This is a genomic window from Nocardia sp. NPDC050408 (assembly GCF_044458905.1).
GTDB lineage: Bacteria > Actinomycetota > Actinomycetes > Mycobacteriales > Mycobacteriaceae > Nocardia.
In genome coordinates this window covers 18,645-42,056 of the sequence record NZ_JBITIL010000026.1, presented here as the reverse complement: position 1 = coordinate 42,056, position 23,412 = coordinate 18,645, and the positions used below count along the sequence as shown (strand labels likewise).

23 protein-coding genes and 2 tRNA genes are annotated in these 23,412 nt (G+C 65.2%); 13 read left to right on the top strand and 12 right to left on the bottom strand.

The window, feature by feature from the left end; genetic code table 11:
• Positions 1-137: 137 nt before the first annotated feature.
• The 3 genes from ACIBJI_RS38800 to ACIBJI_RS38790 all read right to left on the bottom strand — a co-directional run bounded on the left by ACIBJI_RS38800 (position 138) and on the right by ACIBJI_RS38790 (position 1,171).
• Positions 138-210 (bottom strand) — tRNA-Arg (locus ACIBJI_RS38800).
• Between the two features lie 39 nt (positions 211-249).
• Positions 250-339 (bottom strand) — tRNA-Ser (locus ACIBJI_RS38795).
• Positions 340-430: 91 nt separating this feature from the next.
• Positions 431-1,171, bottom strand: coding sequence for a dienelactone hydrolase family protein (locus tag ACIBJI_RS38790; RefSeq protein ID WP_364357030.1), 741 nt, complete (start codon positions 1,169-1,171; stop codon positions 431-433).
• 96 nt (positions 1,172-1,267) lie between these two features.
• Between ACIBJI_RS38790 and hisC the strand changes: the two genes are divergently transcribed.
• The gene (hisC, locus tag ACIBJI_RS38785; protein WP_397088044.1) at positions 1,268-2,350 is read left to right on the top strand and encodes a histidinol-phosphate transaminase; all 1,083 of its coding nucleotides are present in this window, start codon (positions 1,268-1,270) and stop codon (positions 2,348-2,350) included.
• Here hisC and ACIBJI_RS38780 read toward each other — a convergent pair.
• A complete protein-coding gene (locus ACIBJI_RS38780; protein WP_364357024.1) occupies positions 2,347-3,411 on the bottom strand; it encodes an alpha/beta hydrolase family protein in 1,065 nt (354 codons plus the stop codon). The genes hisC and ACIBJI_RS38780 overlap by 4 nt on opposite strands.
• A gap of 422 nt (positions 3,412-3,833) precedes the next feature.
• Here ACIBJI_RS38780 and ACIBJI_RS38775 point away from each other — a divergent pair, with 422 nt between their 5' ends.
• The 4 genes from ACIBJI_RS38775 to ACIBJI_RS38760 all read left to right on the top strand — a co-directional run bounded on the left by ACIBJI_RS38775 (position 3,834) and on the right by ACIBJI_RS38760 (position 7,438).
• The gene (locus ACIBJI_RS38775) at positions 3,834-4,964 is read left to right on the top strand and encodes a nitric oxide synthase oxygenase (protein WP_364357021.1); all 1,131 of its coding nucleotides are present in this window, start codon (positions 3,834-3,836) and stop codon (positions 4,962-4,964) included.
• A 28-nt stretch (positions 4,965-4,992) separates the two neighbouring features.
• Positions 4,993-5,334, top strand: a complete 342-nt coding sequence (locus ACIBJI_RS38770) for a hypothetical protein (protein ID WP_364357018.1) — start codon at positions 4,993-4,995, stop codon at positions 5,332-5,334.
• Position 5,335: 1 nt separating this feature from the next.
• Positions 5,336-5,980, top strand: coding sequence for a carboxymuconolactone decarboxylase family protein (locus ACIBJI_RS38765; protein WP_397088041.1), 645 nt, complete (start codon positions 5,336-5,338; stop codon positions 5,978-5,980).
• A gap of 405 nt (positions 5,981-6,385) precedes the next feature.
• Complete coding sequence (locus tag ACIBJI_RS38760; RefSeq protein WP_364357012.1) at positions 6,386-7,438, top strand: NAD-dependent epimerase/dehydratase family protein; 1,053 nt, start codon at positions 6,386-6,388, stop codon at positions 7,436-7,438.
• Between the two features lies 1 nt (position 7,439).
• Here ACIBJI_RS38760 and ACIBJI_RS38755 read toward each other — a convergent pair whose 3' ends face one another.
• The 3 genes from ACIBJI_RS38755 to ACIBJI_RS38745 are packed head-to-tail and all read right to left on the bottom strand — an operon-like array spanning position 7,440 to position 10,479.
• A complete protein-coding gene (locus ACIBJI_RS38755) occupies positions 7,440-8,465 on the bottom strand; it encodes a HAMP domain-containing sensor histidine kinase (protein WP_364357009.1) in 1,026 nt (341 codons plus the stop codon).
• Positions 8,458-9,153 carry a response regulator transcription factor gene (locus ACIBJI_RS38750; RefSeq protein ID WP_396960109.1) on the bottom strand — a complete coding sequence of 232 codons (696 nt, stop codon included), beginning with the start codon at positions 9,151-9,153 and terminating at the stop codon, positions 8,458-8,460. The genes ACIBJI_RS38755 and ACIBJI_RS38750 overlap by 8 nt, the downstream gene beginning before the upstream one ends.
• Before the next feature lie 3 nt (positions 9,154-9,156).
• Entirely contained in the window at positions 9,157-10,479 is a 1,323-nt protein-coding gene (locus ACIBJI_RS38745; RefSeq protein ID WP_397088039.1) for a hypothetical protein, read from the bottom strand.
• A 124-nt stretch (positions 10,480-10,603) separates the two neighbouring features.
• Here ACIBJI_RS38745 and ACIBJI_RS38740 point away from each other — a divergent pair, with 124 nt between their 5' ends.
• From ACIBJI_RS38740 to ACIBJI_RS38720, 5 genes are read left to right on the top strand one after another with little or no spacing between them, the layout of a single operon-like run.
• Positions 10,604-11,275 carry a glycosyltransferase family 2 protein gene (locus tag ACIBJI_RS38740; protein ID WP_364357003.1) on the top strand — a complete coding sequence of 224 codons (672 nt, stop codon included), beginning with the start codon at positions 10,604-10,606 and terminating at the stop codon, positions 11,273-11,275.
• Entirely contained in the window at positions 11,272-11,967 is a 696-nt protein-coding gene (locus ACIBJI_RS38735) for a DUF2064 domain-containing protein (RefSeq protein WP_364357000.1), read from the top strand. The genes ACIBJI_RS38740 and ACIBJI_RS38735 overlap by 4 nt, the downstream gene beginning before the upstream one ends.
• Complete coding sequence (locus ACIBJI_RS38730; protein ID WP_364356997.1) at positions 11,964-12,608, top strand: class I SAM-dependent methyltransferase; 645 nt, start codon at positions 11,964-11,966, stop codon at positions 12,606-12,608. The genes ACIBJI_RS38735 and ACIBJI_RS38730 overlap by 4 nt, the downstream gene beginning before the upstream one ends.
• The gene (locus ACIBJI_RS38725) at positions 12,605-13,795 is read left to right on the top strand and encodes a molybdopterin-dependent oxidoreductase (protein WP_364356994.1); all 1,191 of its coding nucleotides are present in this window, start codon (positions 12,605-12,607) and stop codon (positions 13,793-13,795) included. Before ACIBJI_RS38730 ends, ACIBJI_RS38725 begins: the two co-directional genes overlap by 4 nt.
• Positions 13,792-14,259 carry a hypothetical protein gene (locus ACIBJI_RS38720; RefSeq protein ID WP_364356991.1) on the top strand — a complete coding sequence of 156 codons (468 nt, stop codon included), beginning with the start codon at positions 13,792-13,794 and terminating at the stop codon, positions 14,257-14,259. Before ACIBJI_RS38725 ends, ACIBJI_RS38720 begins: the two co-directional genes overlap by 4 nt.
• A 132-nt stretch (positions 14,260-14,391) precedes the next feature.
• Here the strand turns inward: ACIBJI_RS38720 and ACIBJI_RS38715 are convergent, their stop codons facing one another.
• Both ACIBJI_RS38715 and ACIBJI_RS38710 read right to left on the bottom strand, forming a co-directional pair.
• A complete protein-coding gene (locus ACIBJI_RS38715) occupies positions 14,392-15,120 on the bottom strand; it encodes a maleylpyruvate isomerase family mycothiol-dependent enzyme (RefSeq protein ID WP_364356988.1) in 729 nt (242 codons plus the stop codon).
• A 10-nt stretch (positions 15,121-15,130) separates the two neighbouring features.
• A complete protein-coding gene (locus tag ACIBJI_RS38710; RefSeq protein ID WP_364356985.1) occupies positions 15,131-15,541 on the bottom strand; it encodes a RidA family protein in 411 nt (136 codons plus the stop codon).
• A gap of 71 nt (positions 15,542-15,612) precedes the next feature.
• Between ACIBJI_RS38710 and ACIBJI_RS38705 the strand changes: the two genes are divergently transcribed.
• Positions 15,613-17,181, top strand: coding sequence for an esterase-like activity of phytase family protein (locus tag ACIBJI_RS38705; RefSeq protein WP_397088036.1), 1,569 nt, complete (start codon positions 15,613-15,615; stop codon positions 17,179-17,181).
• Here the strand turns inward: ACIBJI_RS38705 and ACIBJI_RS38700 are convergent.
• From ACIBJI_RS38700 to ACIBJI_RS38690, 3 genes are all read right to left on the bottom strand, one after another.
• Positions 17,178-17,888, bottom strand: coding sequence for a DUF998 domain-containing protein (locus ACIBJI_RS38700; protein WP_364356979.1), 711 nt, complete (start codon positions 17,886-17,888; stop codon positions 17,178-17,180). The genes ACIBJI_RS38705 and ACIBJI_RS38700 overlap by 4 nt on opposite strands.
• Positions 17,889-18,221: 333 nt before the next feature.
• Positions 18,222-18,644 (bottom strand): very short patch repair endonuclease, encoded by a 423-nt coding sequence (locus ACIBJI_RS38695; protein WP_364356976.1) that lies wholly within the window; start codon positions 18,642-18,644, stop codon positions 18,222-18,224.
• A 13-nt stretch (positions 18,645-18,657) separates the two neighbouring features.
• Positions 18,658-19,812: a DNA (cytosine-5-)-methyltransferase gene (locus ACIBJI_RS38690; protein WP_364356973.1), complete on the bottom strand. Its 1,155-nt coding sequence runs from the start codon at positions 19,810-19,812 to the stop codon at positions 18,658-18,660.
• Positions 19,813-20,050: 238 nt separating this feature from the next.
• Between ACIBJI_RS38690 and ACIBJI_RS38685 the strand changes: the two genes are divergently transcribed.
• Positions 20,051-21,301, top strand: a complete 1,251-nt coding sequence (locus ACIBJI_RS38685; RefSeq protein WP_364356970.1) for a KasA/KasB family beta-ketoacyl-ACP synthase — start codon at positions 20,051-20,053, stop codon at positions 21,299-21,301.
• 106 nt (positions 21,302-21,407) lie between these two features.
• Entirely contained in the window at positions 21,408-23,327 is a 1,920-nt protein-coding gene (fadD32, locus tag ACIBJI_RS38680; RefSeq protein ID WP_396960122.1) for a long-chain-fatty-acid--AMP ligase FadD32, read from the top strand.
• Positions 23,328-23,412: the final 85 nt, after the last annotated feature.

Below are 23,412 nucleotides of genomic sequence, written 5' to 3'. Positions count from 1 at the left end.
CGAACCGAACCCGCTGCCGAATCCACCCGGGGGCGAAGCCCTCCGGGGTGGGGGTGTGGGGGTTCCACCCCCACAAAACACGACGAAACGAGCAACGGCTCACGCTCTTCGTGAGCATGAGCCGCTGGCGAGTGAAGTGCGCCCGAAGGGATTCGAACCCCTAACCTTCTGATCCGTAGTCAGATGCTCTATCCGTTGAGCTACGGGCGCATGCTTGTGTTCAGTTATATAGCCCGGCGAACCGGGGTGTGGCGGAGGCGAGAGGATTTGAACCTCCGGTCCCCGTGAAGGGACAACTCATTAGCAGTGAGTCCCATTCGGCCGCTCTGGCACGCCTCCTGGAGCCTTCTCTTCGAGGGCACCGGTCCTTTCGAACCGCCGAACAGGAAGGTTACAGTAGCCGACGTCCAGATCGCAAAACGCCAGGTAATCACCGAAGATTGCTGTCGAACCAGTCGAAAATCCGGGTCTGGGAATCGATGAGATCGAAGTCGTCGTCGCCGCCGGGTCGGTCGGCGCGGTGGTGCAGGCCCGGATAGGTCACGACGAGGCTGGCGACTGCGGCGCGGGCGGTGGCGTCGCGGAGTTGATCAACTTGGCTGGGTGGGGTGTCCGGGTCGTCGGAGCCGAAGAGCCCGAGCCATGGCGCCTGCAGATCGGGGGCCGCGCGGATGAGGGCATCGGCCTCGTCGGTGAGCGGTTCGACGATGCCGGCCGCGGCAACGCTGACCGCGGCACCGACGGGGCGATTGGTCGCCACCAGGAAGGCCGCGGTGCCCGCATGGTCGAAGCCGAGCACGCCGATGCAGTCCGGGAAGACGCCGCGGCGGGTGAGCCAGTCGAAGCAGGCGTCGAAATCGTCGAAGAGCTCGTCGCCGAAAACCTCGTTCGCCGGCTCGCCGTCGATGCGATGGAACAGATCGGGCGCGACTACCGTCCAACCCTCGGTCGCCAGGGCTTTCATGAGTTCCAGCAATGGCCCGGTGAACTCCCGGGCTTCGTGCAGCATCACGATGCCGCCGCGCGCATTGCCTTCCGGCTCGGCGACCGTGATGGGTACCTGTGCGCTGGCGGTCCGAGGCCGATCGTCGGTCGATTGTTGTGGGTGCGAACCGGAAATGATCTCGTCGCGACTACGTAGCGGCGCAATATCGTCGTAAATGCCCGACATGAAACAAGGGTAGGTGGATCTGCTGATCTTCGCGAGAAATTGCACGTGAGCGGCCCTGACGCGCAGATTTTCCGGTACCCGGCATATGGTTGAACGGTGACAGCGCACATCCGGCCGGACCTCGATTCGATCCCGGCGTACGTCCCCGGCCGCAACCATCCCGGCGCGGTCAAGCTCGCCAGCAACGAGACCACCTTCGGTCCGCTCCCGTCCGCCGCGAAGGCCATTGCCGAGGCCGCGGAACTGGCGAACCGCTATCCGGATAATCAGGTCACCGAGCTGCGCGCGGCCCTCGCGGACTTCCTCGGCGTCTCCTCGGCGAACGTCGCGGTCGGGTGCGGCAGCGTCGCGCTGTGTCAGGAACTGGTGCAGATCACCTGTGACGCACCGACCGACGAGGTGCTGTTCGCTTGGCGCTCCTTCGAGGCGTATCCGATCGTCACCCAGGTCGGAAATGCGACCTCCGTGCAGGTGCCGCTCACCCCGGAGCATGTGCACGATCTGGATGCGATGGTCGCCGCGGTCACCGAGCGCACCAAGCTGATCTTCGTCTGCAACCCGAACAACCCGACCGGCACCGCGGTCGGCGAGGCCGAGCTGGTCCGCTTCCTGGACGCGGTCCCGCGGCACGTGCTGATCGTGTTGGACGAGGCCTACTTCGAATATATGCGGCTCACCCCGGAGCAGCGCCCGAATGGTGTCGAGTTGGGCCGGAATCGGCCGAATGTCATTGTGCTGCGGACCTTCTCCAAGGCGTACGGTCTGGCGGGGCTGCGCGCGGGCTATGCGGTCGGCGATCCGGCGGTGATCACCGCGCTGATGAAGGTACACATCCCGTTCAGCGTTAACCGGGTCGTGCAGGCCGCCGCGATCGCCTCGCTGGAGGCGCGGCACGAACTGCTCGACCGCACCGACGGTCTCGTCGTCGAACGCGATCGGATCCGCGACGCACTGCTCGCCGCGGGCTACGAGGTGCCGCCGAGTGAGTCGAACTTCCTGTGGCTGCCGCTGGGCGAGCGCAGCGCTGAATACGGCGAGGTGAGCGCGGAGGCAGGGGTGCTGTTGCGGCCGTACGGCACCGATGGCGTACGGGTGACCGCCGGTGAGCCGCACGAGAACGAGCAGTTCCTGCGGTTCGCGACCGATCCGGATGTGTTGGCGCGCTTCGGAATCGGCTAAAGACCCAACGCCCGCGAGATGGTCGGCCACGACAAACCCAACTCATCGGCCCAGTACGGCCACGAATGCGTCCCGGTCGCCCGGAAGTTCGCGGTCACCGGAATCGCGAGCGCGGTGAGCCGATCGGCCAGCCTGCGGGTGCAGGCATTTGTCGCGGCCTCCAGCGGACCGCCGAATCCGATGGTGCTGACCACATCCGGGTTGTTCGGGGTGTCATATTTACCGGGCAGTCCGCTGCCGACCGACAGATAGATCGCCTTGCCGCGCAACGCTTCCGCGTGCAGCAGCACATCATGGTCCAGCCAGGCGGGATCGTGCTGATCGCCGAACATATTGTCCGGCCCGCCACGATAGGTCGCGATCACCGCGCGAGCCTGTGCCTGCCCGAGATCGGTTCCCATGGAGAAACACCCGCTGTGCGCCGCTATCGCCGTGTACAGCTTCGGCTGCCGGAAGGCCAGCATCATCGCGGCCTCGGCGCCCATGGAGACGCCCATGACGGCATTGCGCCCATTGCCGTTGAATTTCGCGTCGATAAGCGGCGGCAGTTCCTTCGTCAGGAAGGTTTCCCACATATTGGTGCCGAGCACCGGGTCCGGGCGCTGCCAGTCGGTGTAGAAGCTGGCCGGTCCGCCGACCGTCAGCACCACGTTCACGTCTTTGTCTTCGAAGAATTTGTCCGCGTGCCCGAGCTCGGTCCAGTTGTTGCTCTCCGCCTCGGCGCTGCGCCCGTCGAGCATGTAGACGGTCGGGCGCGGATGGTTCTGCTCACGCGGCAGCAACACCTGTACCTCGACGGCGCGACTCATCGCGGGTGAGTTCACCCACACCCGCAGCCACCGGTCGTTGACGGGCACGATCCGATCGATCGAAGCGTGCGTCACGCCGGGGACGATGGGCTCCGCGGGGGAGGGACCATCCGCCGAACCGGTATTCGGGCGGGGCTGATCGCCCGGCGCTGCTAGCACCTGGGGTGGGCCGAACATCGCCGCACCGGCAATCAGTGCGACGCTAACTATGGCGCTGGATACCCAACGCCGCACCTCGCGCCGAGACAGCATGCCGCCCATCCTGCCAGAAATGCGAAAGTGGGCGCGCCAGGACGAGGCACTGGTGCCTGGCGGATTCCGAACAGGCATTACGGCGAATTCAGGCACACGGCCAGCACACCGGTCTTAGGCTGCTGTGCGGGCGTTTTCAGGCGTCGATTGGGACGAGCATGATCGTGCACAGCAAACGGCAGCAGTCAGGTCATGCTGCTGTGCGCGTGCTCGGCAAACCGACAGCCTGCGCGACCCCGCTTCCTGAACCGTCTGTCGCATGCGGGTTCTCCGCAACGCGGAGGCTACCGCGCGGACCTCCGGCGTAGCCCGGTGTCAGCTGCGCCCTGTGCGCGAAATTCTCTGCTCGATCAATGCCTGTCTGTTTAGCCGCAGTACCTCGTGCCCGACCGGAGAACACCGTGAATCAAGCGTTACCTGTCATGCCGCTCGAAAGCACCGCTGACACAAAACCTTTCGGACTCGATCTGAAAAGGCGGATGCGGGAGTGCGATGAGTTCTTTCGACTGCCCGAACTCGCGCATCTATCCGCGCAGCGCCGCCGCGCCGCATTGGAGCAACTCCAACAAACCGGCAGCTACGTGCAGACCGCCGAGGAAATCCTCATCGGCGCCAAGCTCGCATGGCGCAACCACGCCCGCTGCGTCGGGCGAAAACACTGGCGATCACTGAAATTGCTCGACGCACGGCGAGTGCGTTCGGCCCGCGACTTGGCCGAGGTGTGCTGGCAGCACCTGCATATGGCGACCAACGGCGGCGCCATCCAATCGATGATCACCGTCGGACCACCGCGCCAGGCCGACGGCCGCGAATTCCGCATCGTCAGCCCACAACTCATCCGCTACGCCGGCTATCGCAACGGCGACGGCACGGTAACCGGCGATCCGGCCAATATCGCGATCACCGAATTCGCCATGAAGCTCGGCTGGCGCGGCGCGGGCACGCCCTTCGACATCCTGCCGGTGCTCATCAGCACACCGGACGAGCCGATCCGCTGGTTCGACGTCCCGCCCGAACTGGCCCGCGAGGTCGAACTCGAGCATCCCGAATTCGACTGGTTCGCCGGTCTCGACCTGAAATGGCATGCGCTGCCAGCTGTTTCGAATATGAACCTGGAAGTCGGCGGTATCACCTATCCGTTCGCACCGTTCAACGGCTGGTACATGGGAGCCGAAATCGGCGCACGCAATCTCAGTGACACGACCCGCTACAACATGCTGCCGCTCATCGCCGAAATGATGTGCCTGGATACCCGACACGAGCGTTCACTGTGGCGCGATCAGGCGCTGGTCGAATTGAATCGCGCTGTGCTGCACAGCTTTCGGAAGGCCGGAGTGTATATCGTCGACCATCACACGGTCGCCAAGCAGTTCTGCGACCATGTCAGTCGCGAGCAGGCCGCGGGTCGCAAATGTCCGACCGATTGGAGCTGGATCAATCCGCCGATTTCATCGGGTGTGACCCCGACCTTCCACCGCTACTACGACGAACCCGAGCCGGAGCTGCGCCCGAATTTCGTGCGGCGGGACTTCGGCGGGGAAGGCGAAATCTGATCTTCGTTCGGCAGCGGTGGTGCGGTTGATGGACAAGAATGAGGCCATGGCACGGCGTTCCATGGGCTCGCAATGGGAAGAATTCGGCGCGCATCTGGAAGGTGCGCCGGGGCGGCTGCCGGTCGAGGTGCGGCGGTCGATTCGGGCCCGGGCATCGGGGGAAGATGGGGCGGCCGGGGTCCCCGATGATCTCGCCGACTTCGTCGAGCTGGTCGCCGAACGCTCGTATCGGCTCACCGAAAAGAACATCACGATGCTGGCCGAGGCGGGTCGTAGCGACGACGAGATCTTCGAGGCGGCCGTGGTCGCGGCCTACGGCGCCGCCGATCGACGGCTGCGTGCCGCCCGCCGTTCGTGGGAAGGTCGGTAGAATGTGGCTCGACGCAGTCGAATCCGGCCAAGAACTCCCGGCCCGAATCATGTTCGCGACCATGCAGCGGTTGGGCCGTACCGAGGTTCCCGCGGTCATGAAGGTCATCTGCTATCGCCACCGCTACTTCGGCACCCCGCTATCCGACCTCATCCAGGACGCCATGCGCGGACCGTCCTGCTGGACCGTCGCCGAACGCGAAATCTTCGCGACCAGGGCCTCGCAGTCCAATGAATGCCCTTTCTGCCAGTCCGCCCACCGCGGCATCGCGGGCGCTTACATCGCCGAAAACCTGGTCGATGAAGCACTGGCAGACGGCGACAACTCACCCCTGCGCCCCGAAGCCCACGCCATGCTCGAATTCGTCGGAAAAATGGTCCGCGACCCCGACGGCCTCACCTCCGGCGACGCCGATAAAGTCCGCGAGGCCGGAGTCACCGCCGAAGCTTTCGACGAAGCCGTCTGGGTAGCAACCCTTTTCAACGTCATCAACCGAGTTATGAATACCGTAGGGGCCGAAGCGCTCGAAGCCGGCCAAGCCCGAGTCGGCGCCCGCTTCATCAAGGCCTTCGGCTACCGAACCCCACCCCCGGTGCGCTACCTTTCCCGCGGCGCTCGAGAACCAAGCGGCTTCGAGCATGCTTGACCGGCACTCGGGAGATGTGCCGGGTTGGGCCTGCGGCCCTGAAGTAGCTTCGGCACTTCGGCTCGCGCCGACGCTGCGGTGATCAGCGCACGCACCGCCTCGCCCGTTAACGCTTGGTCGGCCGAATGCCGAACGCTGTGCCGTAGCGCCCGATCCCACGCGGCTGGCCACCGTCAATCGAGGGTGTTATCGAGTAGCGGGGGCAACTGACTCGCTGCTGGTGCGTGTGTGGGCGGCGCGCTGAATGGACCCGCAGCGCAGTCCGGGATCGTGACGAAAGTCTGACGGCGTGGGCGGGTTGCGGCGAATATCGAGGTGTTGGCAGCAGAATCAGCGGCATGACCTCACTAAACGACGGAGTGGGTAGCGGGCGGGTCGGGCACTGCGATCTGGGGTGGTGGTGACATGCGTGTGCTACTGACGGGGGCTGCGGGGTTTATCGGGGCCCGGGTGCATCGGGAGCTGGTGCGGGCGGGGCACGAGGTGGTGGCGGCTGATTTGATGTTGCCTGCGGCGCACGGGGTTGGCGCGGTTGTTCCGGAGGACGTGCGGTTGGTCGATGTGCGGGATGCGGCTGCGCTGGATTCGGTGTTGCGGGGGATTGATGTGGTTTGTCATCAGGCGGCGGTCGTGGGTGCAGGGGTGAGCGCGCAGGATGCGCCCGCTTACGCGAGCCATAACGACCTGGGGACCGCGGTTTTATTGGCGGCGATGGATCGGGCTGGGTGTCGGCGGCTGGTGTTGGCTTCGTCGATGGTGGTTTATGGGGAGGGGCGGTATCGCGGGGCTCGGGCCGTCGAGGTCGGGGTGCGCCGACGCGGGGATCTCGAGGACGGGATGTTCGAACATCGGGATCCGGATTCGGATGAGGCTTTGAATTGGGTGCCGGTGCCGGAGCATGCGCCGTTGCGGCCGCGGAGCCTCTATGCGGCGGCGAAAGTGGCGCAGGAGCACTACGCGTCCGCGTGGGCGGCGGTAACCGAATCCGGGGTCACCGCGTTGCGTTATCACAATGTTTATGGCCCCGATATGCCAAGGGATACACCGTATTCCGGAGTCGCCGCGATCTTCCGATCCGCGCTGGAAGCGGGCGAGCCGCCGCAGGTTTTCGAAGATGGCAGGCAGGCGAGGGATTTCGTACACGTCAGCGATATCGCGGCGGCGAATCTCGCGGCGGTCGAATATGCGCATACCGGGTTCGTTCCGCTCAATATCGCCTCGGGACGTCCGATCACTATCGGCGCGGTCGCGGGCGCCTTGGCCGCGACGCGCGGTGGTCCTGAACCGGTGATCACCGGACGCTATCGCCCCGGCGATGTGCGGCATATCGTCGCGAGCCCCGAACAGGCACAACGCATTCTGGGATTCACCGCGCAGGTGGATCCACTCGACGGCCTTGCCGAGTTCGCGTTCGCACCGCTGCGCGCGGTTGCGGGGGCGGGCGCGCCGGTGGCGTAATTCAGTTTCCGCTGAGCGGTAGTCGAACTTCGAAGCGGCAGCCCTGCTCTCGGTTCTCGGCGCTGATATCACCGTGGTGGGCTTCGACCAGTCCCGCTGCGATCGCGAGCCCCATACCGCTCCCGGAGGACACACCGTCGGAGGCGACAGGGGAGCGAGCGGCGGTACCGCGGTAGGCGACTTCGAATATTCGTGGCAGATCGGCCTCGGAGATGCCGGGGCCGGTGTCGTCGACGCGTGCCCAAGCCTGACCGTTGGAGGTACCTGCGGATATCGCGACCTGGCCACCGGGTGGGGTGTGGGCGATCGCGTTGGAGACGAGGTTGGTCAGCACACGGCCGAGGGCGCGATCACTCGCCGCGACAACGATTTCGGAGTCGGGTTGTTCGGCATGCAGGAGGACTTCGGCACGTTCGGCATTCGGTCGGTTGGCGGCCAGTACCTCATCGATCAACTCGCGCAGATCGACCGGCTCCAGCTCCAAACGCAACGCACCCGCATTGATCTTCGACATTTCGAACAGGTCATCGACCATGACCGACAGCCGATCCGTTTCGCGCACAATCTGTTCCGCGTAACGTGCCACGTCGTCGGTGCCGGTGACTACGCCGTCGGACAGGCCCTCGGCCATCGCGCGGATACCGGCCAGCGGGGTCCGCAGGTCGTGGCTCACCCAAGCGACGAGTTCGCGGCGTGAGTGTTCCGCCATCCGCTCCTGTTCGCGGATCTGCTTCTCCCAGACCGTCTTTCGGGCCTGCTCTCGGCCGAGTAGCAGTGCGGCGGGCACGGTGACCGCCGCGACGACCGCGAGCACGACCGCCGTGCGCTCGAGTTCATCGGTGAACATCAATCCGCTGACCCCGATAATGCCTGCCAGCGTGGACAGCGTCGGGATCAGCACCAGCACCGCCATGCTCGCGGTCATGGAGCGATTGCTGGTGGTGCGCAGGATCGTCGCGCCGATGGCGACGATCGGAAGCGAACACGCCAGCGCGTAGCCGATCAACTGGAGGGTGTTCTCAGGCACTGGATTCTCCATTCCGGCCCCAGATATAGCCGCGGCCCCAGACTGTCTCGATTCGGTGCCGGGCACCGAGTTTCGCCCGCAGACGCTTGATATGCACGGTGACGGTGGACAGGTCACCGAAATCCCAGCCCCACACCTTGGCCAGCAGTTCCTCCCTGCTGAACACCTGGTGCGGATGACGCAGCAGGAAGACGAGCAGATCGTATTCGCGCGCGGTCAGGTCGACCGGCCTGCCGTCCACCAGCACCGACTGCGAACCCGGTCGCACCTCGACCGCACCGTCGCGCAGGACCTCCGTACTCGGCTGCCGCGGCGCCTGCGAACGCCGCAGCACCGAGGCGACCCGCAGCGCGAGCTCGCGGGCGCTGAACGGCTTGGTGACGTAATCGTCGGCGCCCGCTTCCAGCCCGAGCACACGATCGTCCTCGTCGCCGAGCGCGGTGAGCAGGATGATCGGGGTGTCCGGGCGTGGGCCGGAACGCACCGCGCGGCAGATTTCGATGCCGTCGGGGGCGGGCATCATCACGTCCAGGACGGCCAGCTCGATGGGGTCGCCGGTGGGTTCGGTGAGTTGTGCCAGGGTCGAGATGCCATCCGAGGTTTCCACGACGGTGAGCCCGTCGCGTTCGAGGTAGCGTCGCACCACATCACGAACCAGCGGGTCGTCGTCGGCGATCAGAATGCACATGGATTACCAATTCGTCAGGATCGTGTGGGCGAGTACGAGGGTGCCCAGCGCTTGCAGAAATAGCCAGACGCGGGTGCTGGACCGTGGCAGAAACGCGGTCGCGGCGAGTAGCCAGAGGTCGAACGGCAGCCAGATGCGCTCGGTCTCCGCCTTGCTCAGGCCACTGAGGTCTGCCACCAATATCGCGCACAATGCCGCCACCACCAAGAGCGCGGTCGCATCGAATGGTCTGCGCAGCGCGCTCGGTAGACCGGCGGCGGTGGCCAGGCCGACCGCGCAGACGGTGGCGGCGAGATTCGCCCAGACCCAGTACGCGTACGGACGCTCGGCGGCGATGCCCTGGTAGTACCGCTCGACCACCAGGTGATAGCCATCCAGCCACCAGAAGCCGGCCAACGTGAAGGCTGACACGACGATCAGCGCGCCGAGCGCGGCAGGCAGCAGCGGCCGGAGGGTTCGGCCCGCGATCAGGACCGCGAGGGCGGGAACGACCATGATCACGAGGCCGTAGCTGAGATAGCTGCCGAGCCCGAACAGCACACCAGAGCCAACGGCGACCAACGGCCGTCGGACCGCGATAGCCAGCAGTGCCACCGCCCATGCTGTGACACCCGCGAACATGGCGTCCGCCGAAACCGCGATCCACACCGCAGCGGGCGCTATCGTCAAGAACGGCAATGCCTGTCGTGCTCGATCCTCGGCACCGAGCGCGCGCAGGGTGACCGCGACCGCGACGATCGCACTGGATCCGATCAGTAGACAAGCCAGTCCCGCCCATGCGCCGCCGCGCAGGCCGATGCGATCGAGTAGGACGAAGAACAGCAGCGCGCCGGGTGGATGCCCGGAGACGTGGGTCGTCCAGGAATCCGGTTGGAAATCCAGAATGCGGTCGGAGAACCCGCGCAGCATGGCCGGAATATCGCGGACGGCGGGGACCTCGTACAGATATTCGTGGCCGTCGGTGAGTCTTGCGGCGAATCCGCGCTGCCAGCCGTCGATCATGGCCAAGGCGAAAGCCCATGCCATAGCAGCCACCCAAGACACCGTGAGCAGTCGCCGCCAAGGCAGCCACTGCGCCATTGCTGGACCGAATCGGATAACCAGTATCGCGATCGCGATGGCCGGTACCGAACCCCAGCCGACGTGCGGCAACCAGTTGCCGAAGATGGGGGCTGATCCCGCGTAAAGTTTGCTCCGCCACTGTTCGCTGGCAATTCGCGGGACCAGGAATGCTGCCAGAGTGAGCACTGCGGCAATACCTGCTCCCAGATACTCGCCACGTATCCGGCCGCGTGGGGATGTCGGGGCCTCCGTCACGTCATGCACGAACCTCACGATAAGGCCGCATCACGCGGAAAACCTGTGCTCGAGCGGTTCTGAACATGGATGTCACTGTTTCGTCACCAGTTTTTCGGCCTCGATTCGGCCGGGCTGACATAGCGTCGGAAAGGTGACCGAGACCCTCCACAACCCGGACGGCGTGACCGTTGTCATCCCGTGCCGAGACGAAGCTGAGGCGTTGCCAGATGTGCTCGCGGCCATCCCGGCAGGGTTCCATGTGCTGGTCGTGGACAATGGCTCGACCGACGCGACGGCCGAAGTGGCCCGCCGATGCGGCGCCGCTGTCGTATCCGAGGTGCGGCCCGGGTACGGGGCTGCCGTGCAAGCCGGGATTGCCTCGACCAGAACGGATTTGGTCGCCTTTCTCGATGGTGACGGATCGATGGACCCGAGCGAGTTGCCGCCGCTGGTCGAATTGGTGCGTGCGGGTGCCGATTTGGCGGTCGGACGGCGTAAGCCGGTGCGTCGGGGGGTATGGCCGTGGCATGCGCGGCTCGGCAATCTGGTTATCGCCGGGCGGTTGCGTCGCCGATACGGACTGCCCGTGCACGATATCGGTGCCATGCGCGTGGCCCGCCGCACCGCTTTGCTTTCCCTCGGACCGCTGCACACGCGCTCCGGCTATCCGCTGCAATTGTTGATCGGCGCGGCAGGCGCGGGGTGGCGCGTGGTCGAGCGTGATATCGCTTATCGGCCACGGGCGGGCGGTGTTTCGAAGGTATCGGGATCGTGGCTCGGCACCCTGCGCGCGACCCGCGACTTCCTGGCGGTGCTGCGATGAACTACTTTCGACCCTCGCCCGTCGCCGCGACACTGCTCGTGCTTGCCAAGGCTCCGATTGCTGGGCTCGCCAAAACTCGTCTGACACCGCCGCTTTCGCCCCGTGACGCCGCCCGAGTCGCCGCGGCATCGCTGCTGGATACCTTGGAATCGATGTCGCGGAGTCCGGTCGCACACCACATCGTCGCGTTCACCGGTGAACTCGCGGATGCCGAGTGTGCGGATGAAGTAGCAAGGGCACTAACTGGTTTCGAGGTGATCCCGCAGCGCGGCGCATCTTTTGGTGAGCGCCTGGCCAATGCACACGCCGATGCCGCGCGGTACGGGCTGCCGGTTTTGCAGATCGGCATGGACACACCGCAGATCGGTCCGGAGGTGCTGAGCTGGGCCGCCCGCGAGCTGGTGTTGCGCGGCGACGCACTGCTCGGCCCCGCCGACGATGGCGGCTGGTGGGCGCTCGGGCTGCCGACACCACAGGCCGCGCGCGCACTCGTCGACGTTCCCATGTCGACTGATCGAACCGGCGAGCTAACCCGAGATGCCGTGCGGCACTGCGAGCTTCGCGTGCGCTCGCTGCCGCGCTACAACGATGTCGACACCTTCGCCGACGCACTCCAGGTGGCACGCGAATCCGACGGGCGGTTCGCGCGCCTGATTCAGCAGCTGCACCACGCCCTGCTGGCACACCGATGAGCGATATCTTCGATCTCGCGCTGGCGGGTGAGGACTGCTGGGTGCGCGATGCGGACGGACGGCGTCATCCGCTGCGCACCCGGCGCTGGCTGGGCTTCGACGATGCCGACCGTCCGGCCGATGTAGCGCTGACCTGCTGCTGTGATGGACCGACGCTGGATCTTGGGTGTGGTCCGGGGCGGTTGGTGGCAGCATTGCTGCGCCGCGGGATCATCGCATTGGGGGTCGATATCTCGCCGATGGCCGTGGCTACCACCAGATTTCGCGGTGCGCCGGCATTGCAGCGGGACCTGTTCGGGCCATTGCCCGGCTCTGGCCGTTGGTCTTACGCGATTCTCGCGGACGGCAATATCGGGATCGGTGGTGACCCGGTCCGCCTGCTGACCCGAGCGGGCGAGCTCCTTGCCCGCGATGGCATCGCGGTGGTCGAATTCGCTCGTCCCGGTGTCGGTGTAGTGACGAATCCGATTCGGCTGGAGACGAGAAACCGAGTGGGGGAATGGTTTCCGTGGGCGCGCGTGGGGATAGATCGGGCCGAGGAATTGGCTGCGGCGGCCGGGTTCCGCATGGTGGCGGCAATGGAGGTGTCCGGTCGGCATATTGCCTGGTTGAGATCGGGAAGTAGTAGGTGGGCGTCATGACGACCGCGCGCGGACCCGAAGTCGCGAGTCGAATAGGGCTGGCTCTGGGCAGCGCGATACTGCTCTGTTTCATCACCGGTTTGCTGAGTCACTGGATTCAGCATCCGCCGAGCTGGTTCTGGTGGCCTGCCCATCCCGCGTGGATGTATCGGGTCACCCAAGGCACCCATGTGATCTCGGGTGTCGTAGCGATCCCGCTGCTGCTGGTGAAGCTCTGGGCGGTGTACCCCAGACTGTTTCAGCGTCCGATCATCGGTTCACCGTTGCGGATCCTCGAACGTGGTTCCATCGCGATCCTGGTCGGCGCTGTCATCTTCCAACTGTCGACCGGCCTCCTCAATATCGCCCAGTACTACCCGTGGAAGTTCTTCTTCCCCACCGCGCACTACGCTATGGCCTACCTTGCCGCCGGTGCGCTAGCGGTGCATTTGGCCGTCAAACTGCCTGTCATTCGTGACGCGCTGCAACGTCCGCTGACGGAATCCGAGGTCGGGTCTCCCACCAGACCGCGCACTGGGCTGCGGACCGGAGCGGTTGCGGTGTCCGAGACGAAGGTCGGGAGCGGTAGGGCCGACGAAACCGATTCCCGGCCGCATATTTCACGGCGCGCGGTGTTGACCGGCACGGGCATTGCCGCTGTCGCAGCGGGTTTGGCCGTTGCCGGGCAGACGATCCCATTCCTGCGCTGGGCCGCCGTGCTCGCACCGCGCAGTGGGCGTGGGCCGCAGGGGGTTCCGGTCAATCGATCCGCTGCGGCCGCGGGGATCGGTGAGCGGGCGAGCGACCCCGGATACCGGTTGACGGTGACGATAGGTGATCGGAAGCGCCAGTTCACCAGAAACGAACTGCTTTCCCTGCCGCAAACTCGGGCCAGTCTGCCGATTGCGTGCGTCGAAGGATGGAGTGCCGGAGCAGACTGGTCCGGCGTGCGCCTGTTGGATCTGCTCACGGCGGCCGGGGGCTATTCCGGTGGCGATATCCGATTCCGCTCGCTGGAGCAGACCGGCATCTACGGCAGTTCGATTCTCCCGCAACGTCATGCGGTCGACGACAGCACGCTGGTCGCCCTGACCATCAATGGTGAAACCCTCGATCTCGACCATGGCTACCCCTGCCGTCTAATCGCCGCCAACCGGCCCGGCGTCCTGCAAACGAAATGGCTGTCCGAAATCGAGGTGCTGCCATGATCGCGGCCCGCATTGTGCTGCTGCTCGTCGGCATCTGGCTCGGCTGGTTTGGCATCAGCGCGTTATTCCACCTGCCCCCAACAGATCTCACTTCTGCCGTGATCTGGTTCGCGGGCGGAATCCTGCTCCACGATGCGGTATTCGCCCCGATCTGCGCCGCAATCGGACTTACGGCACGCCATCTCCTACCGCGCACGTGGTGGGCCGTCACCGCCTGCGGTGCGATCTGCTCGGTCGCCCTGGTGCTGATCGCCCTCCCGGTCCTGGATCGTCGCAACGCCATGCCGAGTAACCCGACGGTCCTCGACCGCAACTACACCCTCGGACTGGTAGCCGCCTTGATCCTCGTTTGGTTGCTGGTCTTCATCGCACACGCCGTGTCGAACCGATCCGGTCGAGGGCATGCGCCCAACCAGAAACCAGGCCTGCAACAGGCGAAGATCAGGCGTGGAGGCGCATCGTAGCCGGGGGCTTCTCTACAGGCTCCATGCAACAGCGACATCTGCTTGGGCGACAGCTTCACCGAACCGCGTGCACTGCCGGTCCCGTCGCAGCACGCGAGAAGACTGCAGTGCGGAGCTGCGCACCTCGCGATGCTATTTCCACGAGGGAAGAGTAGGCAGCGCGCCGCTCAGCTCCGCACCTTCGGAACGGCCGAGCAGCCACGCGAGCACGGCGGAAGCGGGCCCGCTGACGGCGTGGTCAGCAGACCCACCCCCAACAGTCGCCGTGAAGCCCGTATCAGTGGTTCGGACCTCGAAAGCAGCCGCAGGATCAGCCTCAGCAGCAATCCCTTTCGTCAGATCCGCAACGGCGCGCGGAAGTAACCGAGCAACGAAATCAGCTGGCCAGTCACCAGGTTGGTAGCCAGCCGCCAAATCGACATGGTGGATCTCCACCTCTTGTAGCCGCATCCAAATGACCTCGGTCGCCGGAATAGGCCGCCCCTGCCTGGTCCGAACTGTCGCGGTCCACGCATCCTCGGGAATTGCCTCGGCGAGCGCCAGCCAGCGATCAGCCGCCGCTTCGTTATCGGCCAACTGCTCGGCAAGCGGCCGCGGCGCACCCGCCTCGATATCGGCATCCCGGATGAACATGCTCGCGTACTGCGGTGTTTCGATCCCGGTCCGCGCCCAGAGCAACAAATTGACCAGGCTGTCGGCGTTGCGCGCAAGGTGTGCGAGCAGATGTCCCCGCGTCCACCCGGGCAGCAGCGACGGCACTGTCACGTCATCGTCCAGCCCACGGATGGTGTCGAGCAGACGTTTCGTCGCCGCGGCGACAGTTTCGAGCTGAACGGTGGTCTCCGGCGCGTCGCTGGTCACCCGATCGACATTAGCGATCCGAGCCCGGAACCGTCGCACAAATTGCGTCGGCCTCGATCTCCACCAGCAGTGCGGGGGTGATCAGCGCCTTGATCTCGTACATCGACGCGGCCGGGCGGATATCGCCGAATACCTCGGCGTGCGCCTTCGCGACCTCGGGCCAGCGCGCGATATCGGTGACGAAGATCCGCGTCCGAACAACATCGGCAAAGCTCGCACCCGCCTCGGTGAGCGCAGTGCCGATGCGGCGCAATGCTTCTCGGGCCTGCTCACCGATATCGTCACCGCCGACGGCGTTCCCGCCGGGCAGCGAGGCCGTGGTGCCGCTGACGGCGACCGTATTGCCGACCCGAACCGCCCGCGAGTAGCCGACGATATCCTCGAACTCCGATCCCGACGCGATATTCATCCGATCACCCATGGCGAAAGCATGACATCAACTGGTCATTTGGACGTAGGGCTTTTGTCGGAGATGTGCGGTAGGCAGACATCGTGAAAGCGCACCCTCGTATCACCGCGGTCGCCGTCCTCTGTGTGGGCGTGCTGGCCGCAGGCTGCTCGTCCTCGGACACCAAGGCCGACTTCACCGTGGCCAAGGACCAGCCGCTGGTGATCTCCCTGGACGACCTGCTGGCCGCCACCGGTGGCACCGCCGCCGTGACGATCGCCGATCCGGAACACGGCACACTGACCCGCCGCCTCGACGGCGCGCTGGTCTACCAGCCGAAGCCGGGTTATAGCGGCACCGACGAGCTGAAGGTCACCACCACCGACGCGGTTCGCCTTTACACCACCGACATTCCATCGCTCGGCGAATTCGGTGGCACTACCGTGCAGGCCAGCGGTTACGGCTCCGCATGGACGCCGGTACCGGGCACACCGGGCGAGTTCTACGGACTCACCGACCGCGGCCCCAACGTGGACGGTCCCGGTAAGAACGAGAAGCTGACCCCGACACCGGGTTTCGTACCCAGGATCGGTCGATTCAAGCTGATCGGCAATCGCGCGGTCCTGCAATCGACGATCGATCTGCACACCGCCAGCGGCACCCCGTTCAACGGCCAGGTCGACATCGCCGCGAGCACCGGCGAAACCATCAGGGACCTCGCCGGAAATATCCTGCCGCCCACCGACCATGGCCTCGACCCCGAGGGACTGGTCGCCCTGCCGGACGGCAGCTTCTGGGTCAGCGACGAATACGGCCCATTCCTGGTGCATTTCGACGCCAAGGGTTCCGAAATCGAGCGATTCGCGCCGGGATCAGTTCTGCCCAAAGAACTTTCGCTGCGCACCCCGAACCAGGGTATGGAGGGCCTGACCATCACACCCGACGGTGGCACCCTCGTCGGCGTCGTACAGAGCGCCCTGAAAACCCCCGGTCTCGACGGTTCGGCCAAGGACGTGCCGATGACCCGCATCGTCGCCGTCGACCTGAAGACCAAGGCGGTCAAGGAATTCATACTCCCGCTGCAGGATCCCAAGCGCACCAAGGTCGCAGACTCCGAGATCACCGCGCTGAGCGCCACCACCTTCCTGGTCGACGAACGCGACGGCGAGTTGCCCCCGAAGGCCGACAAGAAACTGTGGACAATCGATATCTCCGCTGCCACCGACGTCGGTCCGGATTCGAAGGTCCCCGGCGCACAATACGATCCGGAACGTGGCGGCCTCCAGGTCGAGGGCAAGCCGCTGGAAACCCTGGTCGGCCCCGTTTCGACGAATGACGCAACCGCGGCACTGAAGAAGGTGGGCATCACCCCGGCCGCCAAGACCGCGAACCTGGATTTCGCCGCCCTGGTCACCAGCTTGAACGCCGACGGCAAGTTTTTCGGTCACGATAAGATCGAGGGCGTCGCCACGCTCGACGGCGGCAAAACCCTCTACATCGCCAATGACAGCGATTTCGGCCTCGCCGCCGGCAAGGGCGACCAGCCACCCTTCGGCCTGAAGCCCAAGACGCTGCCCAACGGTCTGCCGGACACCGGCGAAATCCTCGAGATCGACACCACCGAACTGCCCGCGAAACTCGACACCCACACGGTCGAGATCGAAGTCGACTAACCCGAATCGCTCTCGACCCATTCGCGGCCTTCCAGAATCACCGCGGCCGCCAATGTGATCAGCCACAGCGACATCGATCCGACCTGGATCCGCTGGGCGATGCCGAGCGCGTAATTGCCGGTCAGGTTGTCGGCGACCAACATCCACACGGTCGCCGCCGACCCGATCACCAGCACCACCACACCGGCCTCGCGCAGAATCCGCCAGCGGTGATACCGGAAGGCGGCCACGCTGAACGCGAAGGTCGCGACGGCGATAGCGGTGACCGCGATGGTGCTGGTCAGCGCGTGCGGCTGATGCAATTGCGGGAACAGTTCGCTGCCACCGCCGCCGCATTCGGCTTTGTCCTGCGGGGTGCAATCATGCAGTGGGAGCAGCACATCGCCGATGGTCGCGGCGCCGAAGCAGAACAGCGCGATCCAGCCGATGGTGGTGAATCTGCGACGCGGAAATAACAGCAGCCCGGCGATCGCGGCGGGCATCAGCAATACTCCGACGATCTTGTCGGCGGTCGCGAACAACTCGCGATGTGGTTTGCCCTCGGCATCGAGCTCACTGAGGAACGAGTTGACCGGATCGACGTCGATCTTCAGTACGAACTCCAGCAACCACGACGAATAGCAGAGTCCGGCGATCGCGATCGCGACCGCGATGAGCCCGCAGGCCACCCGGACGTGGCGTTCGGCGAGCGTCCGGCTATCAGTCACTGGATCATTCTCCGCCTCCTGGTTGGTCCGGTGTTCAACAGTAGGTGCGGGTGTCCGCACCGACAGGTCTTCCACACACCTCATTACCAACTCGAACACAGGCTTCTGTCAGGTCCGTCGGCGATGGTTGGTAGAACTGAGGAGGTCCCCATGATCGGAATCACAACGGCCATCGCCGGAATGCTGGTGCTGACGGTAATGGCGGTGTCGGGCTATCTGGCCGCACACGCGCCTCGCACGCTGGTTCGGGTGCGAGAGCGCCGCTAGCGACTGCTTGCAGGTCGCTCGAAAGGGTCGGCTAGCGACTGCTTGCAGGTCGCTCGAAAGGGTCAGCTAGCGCCGCGCGGCCAATACGGCCTGGATCCGGTCGGCCGCCACAGTGGCGTCCTCGTGTTCCCACACTCGGATCACCAGCCAGCCCGCGGCCGCCATTGCCGCATCGGTGGCCCGGTCACGGGCCACATTTCCAGTCAATTTGTCTGCCCACCACTGTGCGTTGTTCTTCGGATCGGTCGCGTGCTGCGGGCACCGATGCCAGAAACATCCGTCCACATACACCGCAACGCGCAGCCGGGGAAACACCAGATCCGCCCGCCGACGCTGCCCGCGTACGGGCGCACGATCGACGAAATAGCGCAATCCGCGCCGATGTAATTCCCGGCGCAGCGCGAGTTCGGGCCGGGTACCGCTGCGCCGCTGGCGGGCCATCCGCGCACTGGTCGCGGCATCGGTGAGCGGACGCCGAGCCGGGTTCATGACGTCGGTAACCTCATGCCGCCCAGCCGCCCATCCGGTCGAGATGACTCTCCACATCGGCCAGAAATCCGGGCGGGAACCGTAGATTGCCCATTCCGGTGCGGCGTAGGAACCCGGCAGTCGCCCGCGCCGAGAGCAGCCGCGAATCGGTGAGGAAATGGTGCAAGTCCTCGTATGGCTCGTGCACCGGCCAAGTCGAAACCGGCACCCGATAGGCGCTGCCCGCGCGACCCCACGCGGCAACCGGCCACGGCCGTCCCGCCGGCAACGGCTCATCACCCGGAATCGGGTCCAGCGGTTCGGCCAGCCGGGCGCCGACCCAGGAGGCCATCCGCACACTCACCGCATTCCCGATCAGCTTCCACCGGTGCCCGTGCCGAATTCCGGGCACCGTGGTCGCCGGTTCGGTCCAGTCGGCGTCGAAGCCCTGCAGCCGCTCACCGTCGATGATGCCCGGCGTCACGATCTCGCCCGATGGCAACCGAACCGCGGGCGGACTCGCGATGCCCAGCGCCGAACCGCCTTTGAGCGTCGGGATCGCATTCACCGCCCAGCCGAGCCCCCGCACACCCTCGGTCCAGTAGAAGCCGCACGGATCCTGTTCCGGGTCACCGAGATCGAGCTGTCCGGCATCGTCGGCGAACAGCACCCGGCGCGGATCCTCGGTGCGCGAGGCCAGCATCAGCACCCGCTGACGGCGTTGTGGCAGCCCGAACGCGCGCGCATCCACCACCCGGTATGCCCAGGTGTAGCCGAGCTCCTCCAGCGCGTTCGTGATGTGTCGCATGGCCGCCCCGCGGCCCAGCTGCAGCATGAACGGCACATTCTCGATCAGCAGCCAGCGCGGCCCACGCTGACGGCGCACCAGCCGGAACACCTCGTCCACAAGACCTGAGCGCTTACCGGTGATGCCCGCGGTGCGTCCGGCCTGCGACAGGTCCTGGCAGGGAAATCCGGCGGCGACCAGCTCGGTACCGGCGGGTAGGGCACGCAGCCGAGTGATGTCGGCCTGCAACGGAACTCCGGGAAAGCGCGCGGCGAGCACCGCCTGCGCACCGGGATCGATCTCGCACAGCAGCTCGGTGTGCCAGCCGTGGTCGCCAAGGCCGAGCTCCAGCCCGCCGATACCGGCGAACAGCCCGACCATCCGCCCGCCCGTCACAGTCATCCCTTCTCGCGGTTGCTCGCGGATCGCTCGGACCTCACCAGCACTGCGTATCCGCTCAGCAGGTTACTCGAGCAGTAGATGCGACGACCAGCGACGGCCACGGTAGTGTGTCGAGCACCTGATCCGGCCGGATGCGCGACAATGCTCACGGTCGAATCACGGTTTGCTCGGTCGTTCGATGACCTTCCACGCGCAGTTCCCGGTTTACCCCAAGAGTGATGCCAGGAAAGTGAGCGAAATGCAGATTCCGTCCACCAAGAACGGGAACTATCCCAACGTTGTCGTGACCAGTCTGGCGGCGACCACTTCGATCGCCGGTGATATCGACTCGACCTGGAAGGGCCTGCTCAACGGTGAGAGCGGCATCGATGTCCTGGAGGACAGTTTCGTAGAGCAGTTCGAGCTACCCGTGCGCATCGGCGGACATCTGAAGGTCAAGCCGTCGGATTGCCTCACCAGGCAGGAGACCCGACACCTGTCGTATGTGGAGCAGATGGCCGTGGTGTTGGCCCGTGAGGTGTGGCGCAATGCGGGCAGTCCGGAGGTGGACAAGAACCGCCTCGCCGTCGCCATCGGCACCGGTCTCGGCGGCGGCGAATACATCACGGCCGCCCGCGACCGGCTGCAGAACGGCGGCTACCGCAAGGTGTCGCCGCTGACCGTGCAGCGCATCATGCCCAATGGCTCGGCCGCCTGCGTCGGCCTGGAACTGGGCGCGAAAGCGGGTGTGGTGACGCCGGTCTCGGCCTGTTCGTCGGGTTCGGAAGCGATCGCGAACGCCTGGCAGATGATCGTGATGGGCGATGCCGACATGGTGGTCGCCGGCGGTGTCGAGGGGTCCATCCAGGCCGTGCCGATCGCGGCATTCACCATGATGCGCGCCATGAGTACCCGCAACGAGGACCCGAGGGCTGCCTCGCGACCGTTCGACAAGGATCGCGACGGATTCGTCTTCGGTGAGGCGGGCGCGATGATGGTCATCGAAACCGAGGAGCACGCCAAGGCGCGCGGCGCGACGATTCACGCGCGGCTGATGGGTGCCGGGATCACTTCCGACGCCTTCCATTTGGTCGCACCCGATCTCGATGGCAAGGGCGCCGCGCGCGCGATGACCAGGGCGATGCAGAAGGCCGGTATCACCAAAAACGATGTAGGCCACGTCAATGCGCACGCGACCGCGACCCCGATCGGCGATACCGCCGAGGCGCAGGCCATCAATGCCGCTGTGGGCAACCATGTTTCGGTTTATGCGCCGAAATCCGCACTTGGCCATTCGATCGGCGCGGTCGGCGCGCTCGAATCGGTGCTGACGGTGCTCTCGGTGCGTGACGAAATCGTTCCGCCGACGTTGAATCTGGACAATCAGGATCCGGAAATCGAGCTCGATGTGGTCAAGGGACAGGCCCGTCCCGGACGAATCGACTACGCCGTGAACAACTCGTTCGGTTTCGGCGGGCACAACGTCGCGATCGCCTTCGGGCGGTACTGAGTAAGTCGGGAAGGCGCACCTGCTAGCCTTCCCGACGCTTCGTTATCGACCTGTGTTCGGTGTAATCGCACGGCCTGAGTGCCTGCGTTGGCAAAAGGATAAGGCGATGATCGACGAGACATTCGACGACTATTTGGACGACCAGGGCAATATCAAAATCCGTGAGAATAAGACCCTGATCGACTTCGTCGACAAGCACAGCGCGGAGAACGGCGACGAGCTCGCCTACCGCTACATCGACTACTCGCGCGAGCGCGACGGCGAGTACATCGAATTGACCTGGCGCGAATTCGGCGTACGGCTGCGCGCCGTCGCGGCCCGGCTGCAGCAGGTGACTCAGCCGGGTGATCGGGTGGCGATCCTGGCCCCACAGGGTTTGGACTATGTCGTCTCGATCTTCGCGGCGGTTTACGCGGGCAGTATCGCGGTGCCGCTGTTCGATCCGGAAGAGCAGGGCCACACCGATCGCCTGCACGCGGTGCTCAATGACTGCAAACCATCGGCGATTCTCACCGTCGGCTCGGCCGCGGCGGGTGTGCGGAACTTTTTCCGGCACCTCCCGGCAGCGCAGCGTCCGCGCATTATCGCGGTGGACGCGATTCCGGACAGTGTCGGCTCGACCTGGGTGCGACCGGAAATCAATATCGACAGCGTTGCCTATCTGCAGTACACCTCGGGTTCCACCAGAACCCCGGCCGGTGTCGAGATCACCCACCGGGCGGTCGGCACCAATCTGCTGCAGATGATCGATGCCATTGGGGTGCAGGAGAATTCGCGCGGCGTAACCTGGCTGCCGCTATTCCACGATATGGGTCTGCTGTCTGTGATCCTGCCGACCATCGGCGGCGGATTCATCACGATCATGTCGCCGAGCGCTTTCGTGCGGCGGCCGTATCGCTGGATCAAGGAACTGGCGGCAGCCTCCGACGGCGCCGGAACCTTCGCGGCCGCACCGAATTTCGCATACGAACATGCGGCCGCGCGCGGTAAGCCGAAAGCCGCTGAGGAACTGGATCTTTCGAAAGTAATCGGGTTGATCAACGGCAGCGAGCCGGTTTCGGTGTCGTCGATGCAGAAATTCAATGAAGCGTTCGCGCCGTACGGTCTGCCCAAGACCGCACTCAAGCCCTGCTACGGCATGGCCGAGGCGACGCTGTTCGTTTCCGCGACCAGGGCCGAGGACGAGGCGAAGGTCGTCTACGTCGATCGCAATGAGCTCAATGCGGGTCGGATGGTGGAAGTGCCGAAGGGCACGCCGAATTCGATCGCGCAGGTGTCCTGCGGCTATGTGGCGCTATCGCAGTGGGCGGTGATCGTCGATCCGGAAACCGGCATCGAACGCGGTAACGGTGAGGTCGGCGAAATCTGGCTACACGGCGACAATATGGGCATCGGGTACTGGGGTCGGCCGGATGAAACCGCCGCGACCTTCCACAACACCTTGGCGCGGCGACTACCGGAGGGCAGCCACGCACAGGGCACCGATCCGGACGCGAAGTGGATGCGCACCGGCGATTTCGGTGTCTACCTGGACGGCGAATTGTATATCACCGGTCGGGTGAAGGATCTGGTGATCGTCGACGGACGAAACCACTATCCGCAGGATCTGGAATTCTCGGCGCAGGAATCCAGCACCGCACTGCGGCCCGGATTCATCGCGGCATTCTCGGTGCCCGCGAATCAATTACCCGCACTGGTATTCGAACAGGGCAGCCATTCCGGACTCGCCTTCGATGCCGATGACACCTCCGAGCAGTTGGTCATCGTGGCCGAGCGCGGCAACGGTGCGGCGAAGCTTGATCCGGGGCCGATCGCCGATACCGTGCGCGGCGCGATCGCACAGCGTCACGGGGTCACGGTGCGTGATCTGCTGCTGGTTCCGGCCGGTTCGATTCCGCGCACGTCCAGCGGCAAGATCGCCCGACGGGCCTGTCGCGCGGCGTATTTGGAGGGCACATTGCGCGGCGGTTATCAGCAGCACGACTTCCCGGACGTGCCGGTGGACCAGCAGGATTCGACCGTCTGAGCTCGGATTATTCGACGGTACAATCGAAGTAACGGCCATCGGCGCCCGTGCATGTGGGCGCCGATGTCGTGTGCGGTGCGTTCGG

Bases quoted from the DNA above. Each gene is read 5' to 3' on its own strand.
- ACIBJI_RS38790 (WP_364357030.1), bottom strand. From the start codon at position 1,171: ATGTCGGGCATTTACGACGATATTGCGCCGCTACGTAGTCGCGACGAG.
- ACIBJI_RS38780 (WP_364357024.1), bottom strand. From the start codon at position 3,411: ATGCTGTCTCGGCGCGAGGTGCGGCGTTGGGTATCCAGCGCCATAGTT.
- ACIBJI_RS38775 (WP_364357021.1), top strand. From the start codon at position 3,834: ATGCCGCTCGAAAGCACCGCTGACACAAAACCTTTCGGACTCGATCTG.
- ACIBJI_RS38770 (WP_364357018.1), top strand. From the start codon at position 4,993: ATGGACAAGAATGAGGCCATGGCACGGCGTTCCATGGGCTCGCAATGG.
- ACIBJI_RS38765 (WP_397088041.1), top strand. From the start codon at position 5,336: ATGTGGCTCGACGCAGTCGAATCCGGCCAAGAACTCCCGGCCCGAATC.
- ACIBJI_RS38760 (WP_364357012.1), top strand. From the start codon at position 6,386: ATGCGTGTGCTACTGACGGGGGCTGCGGGGTTTATCGGGGCCCGGGTG.
- ACIBJI_RS38750 (WP_396960109.1), bottom strand. From the start codon at position 9,153: ATGTGCATTCTGATCGCCGACGACGACCCGCTGGTTCGTGATGTGGTG.
- ACIBJI_RS38735 (WP_364357000.1), top strand. From the start codon at position 11,272: ATGAACTACTTTCGACCCTCGCCCGTCGCCGCGACACTGCTCGTGCTT.
- ACIBJI_RS38730 (WP_364356997.1), top strand. From the start codon at position 11,964: ATGAGCGATATCTTCGATCTCGCGCTGGCGGGTGAGGACTGCTGGGTG.
- ACIBJI_RS38725 (WP_364356994.1), top strand. From the start codon at position 12,605: ATGACGACCGCGCGCGGACCCGAAGTCGCGAGTCGAATAGGGCTGGCT.
- ACIBJI_RS38720 (WP_364356991.1), top strand. From the start codon at position 13,792: ATGATCGCGGCCCGCATTGTGCTGCTGCTCGTCGGCATCTGGCTCGGC.
- ACIBJI_RS38710 (WP_364356985.1), bottom strand. From the start codon at position 15,541: ATGGGTGATCGGATGAATATCGCGTCGGGATCGGAGTTCGAGGATATC.
- ACIBJI_RS38695 (WP_364356976.1), bottom strand. From the start codon at position 18,644: ATGAACCCGGCTCGGCGTCCGCTCACCGATGCCGCGACCAGTGCGCGG.
- ACIBJI_RS38690 (WP_364356973.1), bottom strand. From the start codon at position 19,812: ATGACTGTGACGGGCGGGCGGATGGTCGGGCTGTTCGCCGGTATCGGC.
- ACIBJI_RS38685 (WP_364356970.1), top strand. From the start codon at position 20,051: ATGCAGATTCCGTCCACCAAGAACGGGAACTATCCCAACGTTGTCGTG.
- fadD32 (WP_396960122.1), top strand. From the start codon at position 21,408: ATGATCGACGAGACATTCGACGACTATTTGGACGACCAGGGCAATATC.